The sequence below is a fragment of the Pseudooceanicola profundus genome (genome assembly GCF_054919315.1).
This window is the reverse complement of sequence record NZ_CM142898.1, coordinates 3,139,374-3,152,908: the sequence shown is the minus strand read 5'-3', so window position 1 is coordinate 3,152,908 and position 13,535 is coordinate 3,139,374. Positions and strand designations below refer to the sequence as shown.

The following is a 13,535-nucleotide window of genomic DNA, read 5'->3' as shown; positions in this document are numbered from 1 at the left end:
CCGGGCTTGCTGAAAACGACCTCTCGGGCGTCGCGTTCCTCTTTCACCTCCCCGGTCGCACGGGCCGGGCCCGCGATCAAGCGGGGATCAGCAGCGAGGCATCTCCATACGAGAAAAACCTGTAGTTTTCCTCGACGGCATGGGCGTAGATCCGCTTCACCCGCTCCGGCCCCATGAGCGCCGAGACGAGCATCATCAGGGTGGATTTCGGCAGGTGGAAATTCGTCATCAGCGCATCGGCCACGCGGAAGTCGAAGCCGGGATAGATGAAGATGTCGGTCTCCCCCTCCCAGGCCGCGATCTGGCCGCTGGCCCGGGCCGCACTTTCCAGCAGGCGCAGGGCAGTGGTGCCCACGGGGATCACCCGGCCCCCGGCGGCCTTGGTGGCGGCGATCTCGGCCGCGGCCTGCTCGGTCACCTGCCCCCATTCGGCGTGCATCTTGTGGGTGGTCACGTCCTCCACCTTCACCGGCAGGAAGGTGCCCGCGCCGACGTGGAGCGTGACCTCGGTCAGGCCCACGCCCATGTCGACGATGCGTTGCAGCAGCGCCGTGTCGAAGTGGAGCGAGGCCGTCGGCGCGGCCACGGCGCCCGCGTGGCGGGCAAAGATCGTCTGGTAGTCTTCCTTGTCCTGCGCATCCGCCGCGCGCTTGGCGGCGATGTAGGGCGGCAGCGGCATGGCGCCGGCCTCGGCGAGGGCCGCGTCGAAATCCTCGCCCGCGAGGTTGAAGGCCAGCAGCCCCTGCCCCTCCTCCTTCGCCGTCAGCGTGGCGGAGAGCGCGTCGGAGAAGACCAGCACCTCGCCCTCGCGGATCTTGCGCAGCGGCTTCAGCAGCGCGGACCATGTCCCGTCGGCCCGCGGCTCCAGCAGCGTCACCTCGATCTTCGACTGTGACGGCCCCGCCTCGCCGTCGCGGTGGCGGACACCGGACAGCCGCGCGGGAATCACCCGGGTGTTGTTCAGCACCAGCCGGTCTCCCGGGCGCAGCCACTGCAGCAGGTCCGTCACCACCGCGTCGGTGATCGCGTCGCCCTCGGCCACCAGCAGGCGGGCGGAGGACCGCGGCTTGGCGGGCCGCGTGGCGATCAGGCTCTCGGGCAGATCGAAATCGAAATCGGACAGTTGCACGGGCGGGCTCCTTCGAAGGCTGGCGTCACCGCCATACCCCTCGCCGGTCCCTACTGCGAGACCTTGGGCGCGGGACGGCGGAAAATCTCGCGGAACATGCCGGGCGTCAACAGCGAGAGCGGGTTTACCGAGACCTGCGGTGCATCCGCCGTGCCCTTCAGGGTGTAGTTGAAGCCGATCAGCCCCTCGCCCTTGCGGGTCAGGAGCGAGCCGACGCCGTTCACGAGGTAGAAGGGCGAGACCACGCCCTGCATGTCGATCCGGCGCGACTTGAGGCCATAGTATCCATCCAGCGACAACCCGATCGAGGCGCCGGTGGCGCTGCTTTCCGTCACGATCACCTGATCGGGGGTCAGGCGGAACTTGCCCTCGACGTCGGAGAAGAGGATGCCATCGCCCGAGAGCTGCTCCAGCAGGCCCACGACCGAGATCGCGTTCAGCAACTCCGCCATGGCGGGGGCATCGCGAATCCAGAGGTCCTTGATCCGGAGGTCGCCGTCATAGCTGCCCGCCTCGGTGACCGGGCGCAGGGTCAGGGTCATCTGCCCGCCGTGGCCCTGTTTCATCAGCCCCGCGGCCGCCATGACCCTGCCCGCGTCCTGCGCCGTCAGCCGGATCGCCGAGCGCCCGCCCTGCGGCACCACTTCGCCCGCGACGGCGGCACCGCCGTTCATGCGACCCTCGAAACTGCCCTGCATCCCGCCCCGGGTGGTGAAATTGCCCCGGAAGTCGGTCAGCGCGATGGCATCGGAAATCCGCAGTTCCTGCAGCGCCAGCGAGACCGGCGTGCTGTCGCCGCCCTGCCCGCCGCCCGCGCCGCCGCTGCCCATCCCCGTGGGCAGCCGCCGCATGTCGAGCGTGCCCGAGGTCACCAGCACCAGCGGCTTGCGCCCCGCGCCCCGGCCCTGCAGTTCCACCGTGCCGCGCAGCCAGTCGCCCACCGCGACCCGGTTGAAGGTGCCGCCTGCCAGCTGCCCGTCCGCGCCGAGCCGCAGCGACCCTTCGGCGGTCAGCCCCGGCGCCTGCAGCGTCAGGCTGTCGACCTGCGGCGGCGCGCCGAGGCGCCCGGCCACCGCCAGCTGCCCGGTGCCGCCCTCGCTCAGCGACCAGCCGAGGCTGTCGACCCGCAGGCCGAGCCCCGCGAGGTCCGAGGTCAGGCGGAACTGCGCAGGCTGCCCCTTGGCGAGGTCGATCTCCACGTCGCCCCGCCCGCGGCCCGAGAAGGTATTCGGCGGCAGGCCGATGCGGAATTCGTCGGCAAACCGGTCGGAGAGTTCGACCCAGCCCTCCAGCCGGCTGCGCCCGCCCGCGTCGTCTCCCATCTCGGCACGCCATGTGCCCCCCACGGGCACATCGCCCAGACGGGCGGTGCCGGTGATCGTCAGCGCCGTATTGTTCGCCGTCATCCGGAGCGCGCTTGCCGTCAGCACCCGGCCCGGCACGATCTCCTCGCTGCGCAGGTTCGCCATCTGGCCGCTGACGTCGTAGTGCACCTCGCTCGGCGGGGTGCCCTTCTTGAGCGGGAAGTTCAGCCGCCCCTCCAGCTTGACCCGCCCGTCGGCCAGCGTCACCGGCTTGCCCGCCTTCTGCATCACGTTCAGCGGCTCGCGGTCCAGCAGGGCAAGCGCCGCGGTGATCGTGCTGTCGGTCTGAAGCCGCACCTCGGCCGGGCCGCCCTTGATGCGCACATCGGGGATGATGAAGCTGGTGCCCCGCACCCCCACGACCCCGCCCTGCGGCGCGCGCACCTCGCCGCCCTCGGCCACCACGACGAAGCGGTTGTCCTGCAGCGTGGCGTGCCCCATGCCGTTGGTGATCGGCGGCATGTGCTTCATGAAGGTCGCCGTCAGCCCGGCGAAATTGAACCCGAGCGAGACCTCGGGCTTCTGTTGCGGCTTCGACCGCAGGCCCAGTTGCAGGTCCTGCATCTGGCCGGAAGCGATGTTCCTCTCGATCCACTCCCGCGTCTTGGGCTTCACCCCCGCGGGCCAGAACGACAGCAGGTCGCCCGGCGTCAGGTGCCCCATGCCGCCGCTGACGCTCACGTCCCAGCCCTCGGGCCGCGCCCGGGCCCAGCCGGAGAGGCGCAGCGTGTCTTCCCGGTGCACGAGGCTCAGGTCCCCCAGCGTGACCTCGAAGGGATCGAGCGCGAGACGGATGTCGAGCTTGGCCGCGTCGAGGCTGACAGGCGCGGGATAGAGATCGGCCGGGTTGGCCACGAAGCTCGACAGCGACAGCTGCCCGGTCATCGTCGAGGGTTGCAGCAGGTTGTCCCCCAGCAGCCGCAGCTCGCCCTCCGCCTGCGCCGAGAGCCACGGGCTCTGCACCGAAAGCTCGTCGAAGCGCAGCCGCCGCGCGCCGGGATCATAGCGGAAGTAGGAGACCGCGCTGTCGAAGGGAATGGGCGAGACGGTGTCGGTCGGCTGGATCACGCCCTGCCCCGCCTGCAACGTCCCCACCAGCGGCCCCAGCCGCCCGCGCTCGTCGATGGTGACCCGCAGCGCGCCCGAAATCGGCGCCCGCACCCCGGCCAGCCACGCGAGGGCCGGGCTCTGGGTGGCGATGTCGGCGGCGGGCATCTCGTCCAGTTGCACCGCCAGCCGCGCCCCGCCCTCGCCGATGCGGGTGTCGTAGGAGATCCCAAGCGTCGTGGCATAGTCCTGTCCAGAGAGAAGGGCGAAATCGCCGCGCAGGCTCAGGTCCGCGTTCCGCCGTTGCAGCAGGATGCGCCCGCCATCCACCGTCCACGTCCGGTTCGAGGGCACGTCCTCGTAGGTCAGCGTCAGCGCCCGCGCCTCGATCCGCCCCATGTCGGCGAAGGCGGGCGCGGCCAGCAGGTCTTCGAGGGTCTGCATCGTCTGGGCCAGATCGGTGGACCGGCCGTCGCCCCCGATGTCGAGGTCGAACCGCCCCTCCGCATTGCGCCGCAGCCGCAGCATCGCCCCGTTGACATAGATGCCGTAGGGCGCCAGCCGCCCCTGCAGCAGCGGGCGCAGCGCCAGCGTGCTTTCCACGTCCGACAGCAGCACCTCGGCCCCCGCCCGGTCCCGCAGGCGGAGGTCGCGCAGGTGGAAACGCGGCTGCCAGTCGTCCGTCACCACGAGGTCGAGCCCGGCAATCTCCACATGGGCGCCCATCAGGCCGGCGTTGATCTTCTGCTCGATCCGTGCCTCGACCCAGGGCGGCACGTCCATCGTGCGCCCGCGGGTCAGCAGCAGGCCCACCAGCACCGCAAGGACGCACAGCGAGAGGACGAGACAGCCCGCGCCCACGCCGCGCAGGGCCTTGCGGCCCCGCGATCTGCGGGGGCGGCTCGTCTCGTCGGGGGTCTGCTCCGGCGCCGGCGGCGGGGCCTGTGTCATCTCTGTTCGCTCTGCGGCGGGGTCGGTCATGGGACGAGGGTGTTCATGAGGACGGGCGCACCTTCTGGTGCAACCGCTCTTTTCTCTCGCCACATGCAGCTTAATATCCTCCTCACATGGACGATACAGGAAAGGCAAACGCAATGCCCGACGTCGGCGAAAACGCTCCGGATTTCACCCTCCCCAAGGCCGGAGGCGGCGAGGTGACGCTCTCGGCGCTGAAGCCCGCACCGGTGGTGCTCTTCTTCTACCCGCGCGACGACACGCCGGGCTGCACCACGGAGAACAAGGATTTCACCGCCTTGAGGGCGGAGTTCGAGGCCGCGGGTGCCCAGCTTCTGGGCGTCAGCAAGGACAGCGTCGCCAGCCACGAGAAGTTCGTGACCAAGCACGAGCTGGCCACCACGCTGCTGTCGGACGAGAACGGCACCGTCTGCGAGGACTACGGCGTCTGGGGCGAGAAAAAGATGTACGGCAAGACCTTCATGGGCATCACCCGCGCCACCTTCCTGATCGACGGCGAGGGCAAGATCGCCAGGGCCTGGCCCAAGGTGAAGGTCCCCGGCCACGCCGAGGAGGTGCTGGAGGCCGTCAAGGCGCTCTGACCGCAGGGGCACCGCCCCCGAGGGTGCGGGCTGGCAGAGCCCGCCCCGCCCGTGGTAGCCTCCCGCGACTTGGAAACAGCAAAGACCGGGACGCCACGTGACCAACCTGCCCAAACCGCTGGCCGAAATGGCCGTCGACGTTCTGACCACCGCCGGTGGGCGGGAGAAGACCGCGCTCTCGCATGAATATGCCGCCCTCTGGCGGGCCGCCCGCGAGGACGGCGGCACCCCGCCCGTGGGCACGGCCAACCCGCCGATGCGCCCCTCGCGGCCCGACAGGCCCGAGTTGCTGGACCCGCGCGAAGTCCCCCGCCGCCGCCCCGGCACGCCCGAGGGACGCCGCGCGATCCTCCATGCGGTGGCGCATATCGAGCTGAACGCCGTCGACCTGCACTGGGACATCATCGCCCGCTTCGGCCACGTTCCCATGCCGCTCGGCTTCTACGACGACTGGGTCAAGGCGGCGGACGAGGAGAGCAAGCACTTCAACCTGATGTGCGACTGCCTCGAGGCGAACGGTTCGCACTACGGCGCCCTGCCCGCCCACGCCGGCATGTGGCGCGCCGCCGAGGGCACGGCGGAGGACATCTTCGGCCGTCTCGCCGTGGTGCCCATGGTGCTGGAGGCGCGCGGCCTCGACGTGACGCCGGGAATGATCGAGATCTTCCGCAAGGCCGGTGACGACGGTGCGATCGCGGCGCTGGAGACGATCTATGCCGAGGAAGTCGGCCACGTCGCCTATGGCTCCAAGTGGTTCCACTTCCTCTGCGGCCGCGAGAACCGCGACCCGCAGCCGTTCTTCCACGAACTGGTCCGGAAATACTTCCACGGACCGCTCCGCCCGCCCTTCAACGAGGAGAAACGGGCCGAAGCCGGGCTGCCGCCGGACTTTTACTGGCCGTTAACCGAAAACCTCTCCTGACCGGCGCCAAGACCTAATTTTCGCCGATTCACAAGAGGATCGTCGGCAAGTTCCCGCCCAATCGGCAAGATTCCGTGCAGTGTTGCGAATCGGCCTCTCAAAATTCTTGCCCGGTGTCGGAGGGGCCGGTAAACCCTTCGGAAACGTCTCGTTGGGGTAATTTGAGGCGTCTTGGGATGGGACTAAAGGGACACGTCTTCGTGAGAACACGTCTTGCAATTCGCATGCACGCTCTGCTCGAGCGTCACTTTCCGGAACGCCGACTTTTCCTTCGCTCCGACACGGACACGCGGTTCATCCGCCTGAAGCCCGGCACGCAGCTGATGGCCTTTGCCGGGGGCGCCGCGGTCGTCGCCTGGGCGATCATCGCCACGGCGATCCTGCTGATGGACAGCATCGGCTCCGGCAACTACCGCGACCAGGCGATGCGCGATCAGACGATCTACCAGGAACGCCTGAACGCCATGGCCGAGGACCGCGATGCCCGCGCTGACGAGGCGCTCGCCGCGCAGGACCGCTTCACCTCCGCCCTCGACCAGATTTCCGTGATGCAGTCCCAGCTGCTCGCCTCCGAAACCCGCCTGCGGGAGCTCGAGACCGGGATCGGCGTGATCCAGTCCACGCTGCGCAAGACCGTCAAGGAACGCGACACCGCACGCGACGAGGCCGCCCAGCTGAAGCTGACCATGGCCGAGGCCGGTGGCGGCGCAGGTGGCAAGGGCGCGCCGGACGACGCGACCATGTCCTTCCTGACCTCCGCCCTCGCCGATACCGCGGTGGAGCGCGACACGATTTCCAACGATGCACAGGACGCCCTGCTGGCCGCCGACGAGATGGCCACCGAACTGGCCCTGATGCGCGACCAGAACGACGCCATCTTCCGCCAGCTGGAAGAGGCGATGACCGTCTCGATCGCGCCGCTCGACAAGATGTTCCGCAACGCGGGCATGAACACCGACAGCATCATCAACCAGGTCCGTCGCGGCTATTCCGGCCAGGGCGGCCCGCTGACGCCGATCTCGCTCTCGACCATGGGCGAGGAGCCCTCGCCCGACGCCGCGCGTGCGAACCGGATCCTCAACCAGCTCGACCGGCTGAACCTCTACCGCATCGCCGCCGAGAAGGCGCCCTTCGCCAACCCGGTGCATGCCAACTACCGCTTCACCTCCAACTTCGGCTACCGCCGCGACCCCAAGACCGGCGGCCGCCGGATGCACGCGGGCGTCGACTTCGCGGGCCCCGTGGGCACGCCGCTCTATGCCACCGGTGACGGTGTCGTGATTCACGCCGGCTGGTCTTCGGGTTATGGTCGCCTCGTGAAGATCCAGCATGAGTTCGGAATCGAGACGCGCTATGCACACATGAGCCGTATCCGGGTCCAGAAGGGACAAAGGGTCTCGCGCGGGGACCGTATCGGTGATATGGGGGCATCCGGGCGTGTGACCGGCCCGCATCTGCACTACGAGGTGCGCATTGGCGGTAAAGCCATCAATCCGATGACATATATCAAGGCAGCGAGAGATGTTTTCTAAGAGCAAAATCCAAGAGCCCGGCCCGAAAGCCACTGAAGGTGCCACTCCGGCTGCCTCGGAAGCGCCCGCGCCCAAGCCTGCACCGACCTCCGACTACAAGCCCACCGCGCCCAAGGCCAAGCCGCCGGCATCGGTGCTCTCCTCGGACCTGAACATCACCGGCAACCTCAAGACCACCGGCGACATCCAGGTCGAGGGCACGATTGACGGCGACATCCGCGCCCACCTGCTGACCATCGGCGAAGGCGCCACGATCCGCGGTGAAGTCACCGCCGACGACGTGGTGATCAACGGCCGCATCATCGGTCGTGTGCGTGGCATCAAGGTGCGCCTGACCTCCACCGCCCGGGTGGAAGGCGACATCATCCACAAGACGATCGCCATCGAAAGCGGCGCCCACTTCGAGGGCTCGGTCCAGCGTCAGGACGATCCGCTCTCGGCCAAGGGCAAGGCACCCGCTGCCCCGGCAGCGCCCAAGCCCGCCGGTGGCCAGGCCTGATCAGGTCCGACAGTTCGCATACGGAAGGCCGGGGAGACCCGGCCTTTTTTGTTGCGCAGTGGGGGGCCTTCTCCGGCGCGGCGGTCAGCGACGGCGCGCCCGCTCTCGGCGGAGGCATGGCTCGCAAATAGGTCCGGCATCGCTCTGCGCGGACCAAATTCGCAACCCCGGCCCAAACCGCCCCGCGACCCGCAACATTTTCCCGCAGGCCGCAGCCAAGACGGACGGCTTTCCCCCGCGCGCCATACCGCGCCGCACGTAACACCCTTGCCAGACGCGCGCTGCCCCGCCACATATCAGGCATGACCACCACCCTGCCCCCCCTCGCCGACGGCTGGCCGGAGCTCTCGCCCGGCTGGGTCTGGCTCTGCGGTGCGGGCCCCGGCGATCCGGGGCTGCTGACGCTTCACGCCCTCAACGCCCTGCGCCAAGCGGAGGTCGTCGTCTACGATGCGCTCGTCCACGAGGAGATCCTCGCCTGGGCCCCGCAGGCCGAGATGATCTATGCCGGCAAGCGCGGCGGCAAGCCCTCGGCCAAGCAGAGGGACATCTCGCTCCGCCTCGTCGACCTGGCGCGGGCGGGCAAGCGGGTGCTGCGGCTCAAGGGCGGCGATCCCTTCGTCTTCGGACGCGGCGGTGAAGAGGCCCAGACCCTCGTCCAGCACGGCGTGCCGGTGCGGATCATTCCCGGCATCAGCGCAGGTATAGGCGGGCTGGCCTACGCAGGCATCCCCGTCACCCACCGCGACGTGAACCAGTCCGTCACCTTCGTCACCGGACACGACCAGACCGGCGCGGCCACCGGTTCGCTGAACTGGCAGGCGATCTCGGACGGCAGCCAGGTGATCGTGATCTACATGGGCATGAAACACGCGCAGCATATCGCCACCGAACTGCTCGCCGCGGGCCGCGATCCGCAGGAGCCGGTGGCCGTCGTCTCGCAGGCCACCACACCCGACCAGCGGGTGCTGGAAAGCACGCTCTCCACCCTCGTGTCCGACATCGAGGCCGCCGGGATGGAGCCGCCCGCGATCCTCTGCGTCGGCAAATCCGTCCTGATGCGTCAGGTGCTTGACTGGCAGGGGATGCTCCGCGGCGAGCCGCCCCGCAACCTCGATCCCCTCGGACGCGGAAAGCCTGCCGAAGTCACGTAAGTGACAGGATCATACGTGCATAAATGAACCTTTTGTCATCTTGCCTGCCCCAAGGGCGGGCACTACGGCAGAGGGCATGAGCAGCACCACCTACATCCCCGACGATTCCCGCGCCCGGCGCAATGTCGTGATCCTCGTGATGGCGCAGGCCATCATGGGCGCGCAGATGCCGATGATCTTCACCATCGGCGGGCTGGCCGGGCAATCGCTGGCCTCCAACCCCTGTTTCGCGACCCTGCCGATCACGATGATCGTCCTGGGCTCGATGCTGACCGCGACACCGATTTCCGCGATCATGCAGAAATACGGGCGCAAGGCGGGCTTCTTCCTCGGCGCGGGCGGCGGGGTGCTGGGCTCGGTCATCGGGGCCTACGGGCTCTACTCCGGCTCCTTCGGGATCTACATCCTCGGCTCGCTCTTCACCGGCATCTACATGTCGGCGCAGGGGTTCTACCGCTTCGCCGCGACGGATACCGCCAGCGAGAGCTTCCGCCCCAAGGCGATCTCCTACGTGATGGCGGGCGGGCTTCTGGCCGCGATCATCGGGCCACAGCTGGTCAAGGTGACCTCCGAGGCGCTGGTGATCCCCTTCCTCGGCACCTACCTCGCCGTGATCGCGATCAACGTCTTCGGCTCGCTGCTCTTCACCTTCCTCGACATTCCCAAGCCGCCCAAGCCCGCCGCCGACGCCCCCGCGGGCCGGACCCGGCGCGAGCTGCTGGCCGAGCCCAAGATCGCCGTGGCAATCATCGTGGCCATGGTTTCTTATGCGCTGATGAACCTCGTGATGACCTCGACGCCGCTGGCCGTCGTGGGCTGCGGTTTCCAGCAGGGCGACGCGGCGAATGTGGTCTCCTCGCACGTGCTGGCGATGTATATCCCGTCGTTCTTCACCGGCCACCTGATCAACCGCTTCGGCGTGCGCAAGATCATGGCCAGCGGGCTCGTCATCCTCGCCGGGGCCGCCGTGGTGGCGCTGGAGGGGGTCGAGCTGGAGAACTTCTTCGGCGCGCTGATCCTGCTGGGCATCGGCTGGAACTTCGGCTTCATCGGCGCGACGACCATGCTGGCGGGCGCCTACAAGCCCGAGGAGCGCGGCCGGGTGCAGGGCCTCAACGACCTCATCGTCTTCGGCGGCGTGACGCTGGCCTCCTTCTCCTCCGGCGGGCTGATGAACTGTTCGGGCGGCTCACCCGTGGATGGCTGGAACGCGGTCAACATGGCCATGGCACCGATGCTGATGCTGGCGGGCGGCGCGCTGATCTGGCTGGCCTTCCGGCCCAAGGCGCTCTGAGGACGCGCCGGGGCGCCCGCCCCCGCCCTGCTCAGAAGGTCTTCTTGAACCCCACGTGGCTGGGCGCATAGCCCAGTCTCTCGTAGAAGCGATGCGCGTCCTTGCGGGCGTTGTTCGAGGTGAACTGCACCAGTGCCGCGCCCGCGTCCCGGGCCCGCCGGTCCACGTCCTCCATCAGCGCCTGCCCCAGCTTCTGCCCGCGCATCTTCGAGGCCACGCGCACCGCCTCGAGCTGGGCCCGGGTCGAGGCCATGAGCGAGAGGTTCGCGATGATGGTCAGCTGGTAGCAGGCGACGACCTCGCCCCCGCTCTCGCCCACGTAGACCCGGTTGTGGGGCTGCGCGAGGATCGCCTCGAAGGCCGCGGCATAGACCTCCGGTTCCGCATTCTCGCGCTGCGCGCCCAGCAGGTCCTCGGCGAGGAGGGCGACGATGGCGGGCACGTCGGCGGCGGTGGCCTCGCGGAAGGTGACGGGGGGCGTGGTCATGGGCGGCGTCCTTCTGTGGTGGGCTATCGGTGGCACGGCGGCGCGGGGTTGTCACGCGCTATACGGTGGCGAAGCGCCTGCGGCGTTGAAGATGCCCCGCAATAGCGCAGGCCCCTGCCGGACAGAGGGCCGCGCCCGGGCAGTCGTTGCCTTCAGGGCTGGATGAGCCGCATGTCCTTTCCGCTTGCCAGCCTCCCCCTCAGGCCACGTGGGGTTTCCAAATGCATGCCAAGACCACCCGCCGCCGCGAACATGACCGCAACAGAGGGCCGCGCCCGTCCCCGGGGCCGGGGGGCGTCTTGCAAAGGCTCCGGCGGAGCCTTTGAGCCCGCAAGGGGGCGATAGCGCCGGGGGCGCGCAGCGCGCCCGCCCAAGGGGCGGGACGGGCCCGGCCCGGGCGCGGGGCGTCCGGGCAGGTGTTTTCGTCAGCAACGGAAAAGCCGCCAGAGGTTTCCCCGTGGCGGCTCGCTGGCTTGATCTCGTCAGGGCGCCCCCGCCTCACGGCAGGTGATAGAGCCACTCCCGCGTCTCGAACTTCTGCGCTGCCAATTCCTCGGCCTTGGCATATTCCTCGGCCGTGATCGCCCCCACGCCACCACCATAGAGGTCGTGGAACGTCGCCTTCATCCGCTCGATCACATCGCGCCGCTCCATCCCGGTCTGGCTGCGCACCGGGTCCACCCGCTTCGCCGCCGAGGTGATCCCCTTGTCCGAGATCTTCTCGCGCCCGATCCGCAGGACCTGCGTCATCACGTCGGCATCCATGTCATAGGCCATGGTCACGTGATGCAGCACCGTGCCCCCGGCATAGCGTTTCTGCGCCGCGCCGCCGATCTTGCCCTTGGAGGAGGTGATGTCGTTCAGGGGCTTGTAGACCGCATCGATCCCCAGATCGTTCAGCGCCTTCAGCACCCATTGATCGAGGAAGGCATAGGAGGCCCCGAAGTCCATGTCCGAGACCAGCTCCCCCGGCGCATAGAGCGAATAGGTGATGGTCGCGCCCGGCTCCACCAGCATGGCCCCGCCACCGGTCACCCGGCGCACGATCCCGATGCCGAGCCGCGCGGCCGCCTCCTCGTCGACCTCGTTCTTCACCGACTGGAAGTTGCCGATCACCACCGCGGGCCGCTCCCATTCCCAGAAGCGCAGGGTCGGCCCGCGCCGCCCCGCGGCGACCTCGCGCGCCAGAACGTCATCGAGCGCCAGATGCATCGCCGGGCTCACCGCCTCGCTGTCGATCACCTGCCATTCGAAATCACGCCACGACTTGCTGACGCCAAGCGCCCGGCGCACGGCGATGGCGATCGCGTGGGCCGAGAAGCCCATCAGCGCCGCACCGGGGCGCAGGCCCCGCGTCACCGCCGCCTCGATCCCCTCGGGTGCGGTCTCCGCCGGCAACCCGTTCAGCGCGGCGCGGATATCGTCGAGCGCCTCGGGCGGTTCGAGGAAGAAATCCCCGGTGATCTGCACCTCCGCCAGCTTGCCGGCGCGGACCTCCAGATCCGCCACCACCAGCTTGCCGCCGTGAACCTTGTATTCGCCGTGCATCCGCCTGCTCCTTGCCCGTATAAGTGTCCGCCTGAGTGTCCGTCTGACTATCCATCTGCCCACCGGCCTGTCGGCCGGTCGGCGGCCCCGTCGGCGCGCCGACACCCGCGCATCCGGGGCCCATTGTCCCGCGTCTCGCTGCCCCGTCCGCTACCAGCGCCCCGTGACCACGCGCCACGCCAGCCCGGCCCGCGCCCGGAACGGCCGCTCGGCGATGGCGCCCGCCGCCACGTCCCCGGGCCGCGCGCGCACCTGCCGCAGCACCGCCTCCGCCGCGCCCACGCCCGCAAGCGCCGGACGCGCCTCGGGCGCGACCTGCGCCCGCCCGGCCCGCGCCCGTTTCAACCGCTTCAGCCCCTCGTCCGCCAGGTCGCGCACCGCGTGGGCCCGCCCGTCCGGCAGGGGCCGCTTGCCCGCCGCCTCGAGGTCCGGGATCGCCCGGAACCAGTTCGCCAGCCCGAGGGCAAAGCCCGCATCCCGCGCCACCGCCTCGTCCACGGGGCCAAGCGCCCGGGCCGCCACGTAGGTCAGATGCCCGCTGGTGGCATCGAGGTAGGCGGTGAAGGCCGCCCCATCGGTGAAGGGTTCGTTCTCGATATCCCACCGCCGCGCGGCGACCAGCCCGTCGAGCAGCCGCGCGCCCTCCGCATCCAGCACCAGCGCCAGCGGGGTCACGACCTCGTGGCGCCGCACGAACCCGCCCGAGGCGATCTCCTCCAGCGCGTCGCGCCACCACTGCAGGCGCATCTCGGCGATCATCGGCTCCTTGGTCACCCAGGGCGCGCGACTGACCTCGATATTGAAGGCATAGAGCGGGAAGAGCACGGCGCGCGCGGCCACCGGCGCGGCCATGGCCACGCGGAACCGCTCCGCATCGCCCCGCTCCACGAGCGCGGCACAGGCGGTCAGATCCTCGGAAAACCCGCTGGCGGTTTCGGACTTGGGTTCTGACACGCGCGCGGACCTCCGGATGGCTGTCGCGGGCGCCAATCGCGCCCGCCTT

11 protein-coding genes are annotated in these 13,535 nt (G+C 69.3%); 6 read left to right on the top strand and 5 right to left on the bottom strand.

The genetic code is table 11. The features are described 5' to 3' along the window. Nucleotides 1–76 precede the first annotated feature (76 nt). Both queA and ACX9MO_RS14505 read right to left on the bottom strand, forming a co-directional pair. The gene (gene queA, locus ACX9MO_RS14510; protein ID WP_462212348.1) at nt 77–1,129 is read right to left on the bottom strand and encodes a tRNA preQ1(34) S-adenosylmethionine ribosyltransferase-isomerase QueA; all 1,053 of its coding nucleotides are present in this window, start codon (nt 1,127–1,129) and stop codon (nt 77–79) included. Nucleotides 1,130–1,179: 50 nt separating this feature from the next. After that, nucleotides 1,180–4,521: a YhdP family protein gene (locus ACX9MO_RS14505; protein WP_462212347.1), complete on the bottom strand. Its 3,342-nt coding sequence runs from the start codon at nt 4,519–4,521 to the stop codon at nt 1,180–1,182. Between the two features lie 113 nt (nt 4,522–4,634). Here ACX9MO_RS14505 and ACX9MO_RS14500 point away from each other — a divergent pair, with 113 nt between their 5' ends. From ACX9MO_RS14500 to ACX9MO_RS14475, 6 genes are all read left to right on the top strand, one after another. After that, nucleotides 4,635–5,096: a peroxiredoxin gene (locus tag ACX9MO_RS14500; protein WP_462212346.1), complete on the top strand. Its 462-nt coding sequence runs from the start codon at nt 4,635–4,637 to the stop codon at nt 5,094–5,096. A gap of 127 nt (nt 5,097–5,223) precedes the next feature. Continuing rightward, entirely contained in the window at nt 5,224–6,018 is a 795-nt protein-coding gene (locus tag ACX9MO_RS14495) for a ferritin-like domain-containing protein (RefSeq protein ID WP_222490518.1), read from the top strand. A 200-nt stretch (nt 6,019–6,218) separates the two neighbouring features. Beyond that, nucleotides 6,219–7,550, top strand: coding sequence for a DUF5930 domain-containing protein (locus ACX9MO_RS14490; protein WP_462212345.1), 1,332 nt, complete (start codon nt 6,219–6,221; stop codon nt 7,548–7,550). Then, nucleotides 7,540–8,049, top strand: a complete 510-nt coding sequence (locus ACX9MO_RS14485) for a bactofilin family protein (RefSeq protein WP_222489389.1) — start codon at nt 7,540–7,542, stop codon at nt 8,047–8,049. Before ACX9MO_RS14490 ends, ACX9MO_RS14485 begins: the two co-directional genes overlap by 11 nt. A 302-nt stretch (nt 8,050–8,351) precedes the next feature. After that, nucleotides 8,352–9,203 (top strand): uroporphyrinogen-III C-methyltransferase, encoded by an 852-nt coding sequence (cobA, locus tag ACX9MO_RS14480; RefSeq protein ID WP_462212344.1) that lies wholly within the window; start codon nt 8,352–8,354, stop codon nt 9,201–9,203. A gap of 76 nt (nt 9,204–9,279) precedes the next feature. After that, entirely contained in the window at nt 9,280–10,497 is a 1,218-nt protein-coding gene (locus tag ACX9MO_RS14475; protein WP_462212343.1) for an MFS transporter, read from the top strand. Between the two features lie 31 nt (nt 10,498–10,528). Here the strand turns inward: ACX9MO_RS14475 and ACX9MO_RS14470 are convergent, their stop codons facing one another. The 3 genes from ACX9MO_RS14470 to ACX9MO_RS14460 form a co-directional block, all read right to left on the bottom strand. Next, a complete protein-coding gene (locus tag ACX9MO_RS14470) occupies nt 10,529–10,984 on the bottom strand; it encodes a GNAT family N-acetyltransferase (RefSeq protein WP_222489386.1) in 456 nt (151 codons plus the stop codon). Between the two features lie 498 nt (nt 10,985–11,482). Then, nucleotides 11,483–12,532 (bottom strand): lipoyl protein ligase domain-containing protein, encoded by a 1,050-nt coding sequence (locus ACX9MO_RS14465; RefSeq protein ID WP_462212342.1) that lies wholly within the window; start codon nt 12,530–12,532, stop codon nt 11,483–11,485. Nucleotides 12,533–12,682: 150 nt separating this feature from the next. After that, entirely contained in the window at nt 12,683–13,486 is an 804-nt protein-coding gene (locus tag ACX9MO_RS14460; RefSeq protein WP_462212341.1) for a squalene/phytoene synthase family protein, read from the bottom strand. Nucleotides 13,487–13,535: the final 49 nt, after the last annotated feature.

Bases quoted from the DNA above. Each gene is read 5' to 3' on its own strand.
- ACX9MO_RS14505 (WP_462212347.1), bottom strand. From the start codon at position 4,521: ATGACCGACCCCGCCGCAGAGCGAACAGAGATGACACAGGCCCCGCCG.
- ACX9MO_RS14500 (WP_462212346.1), top strand. From the start codon at position 4,635: ATGCCCGACGTCGGCGAAAACGCTCCGGATTTCACCCTCCCCAAGGCC.
- ACX9MO_RS14495 (WP_222490518.1), top strand. From the start codon at position 5,224: ATGGCCGTCGACGTTCTGACCACCGCCGGTGGGCGGGAGAAGACCGCG.
- ACX9MO_RS14485 (WP_222489389.1), top strand. From the start codon at position 7,540: ATGTTTTCTAAGAGCAAAATCCAAGAGCCCGGCCCGAAAGCCACTGAA.
- cobA (WP_462212344.1), top strand. From the start codon at position 8,352: ATGACCACCACCCTGCCCCCCCTCGCCGACGGCTGGCCGGAGCTCTCG.
- ACX9MO_RS14475 (WP_462212343.1), top strand. From the start codon at position 9,280: ATGAGCAGCACCACCTACATCCCCGACGATTCCCGCGCCCGGCGCAAT.
- ACX9MO_RS14470 (WP_222489386.1), bottom strand. From the start codon at position 10,984: ATGACCACGCCCCCCGTCACCTTCCGCGAGGCCACCGCCGCCGACGTG.
- ACX9MO_RS14465 (WP_462212342.1), bottom strand. From the start codon at position 12,532: ATGCACGGCGAATACAAGGTTCACGGCGGCAAGCTGGTGGTGGCGGAT.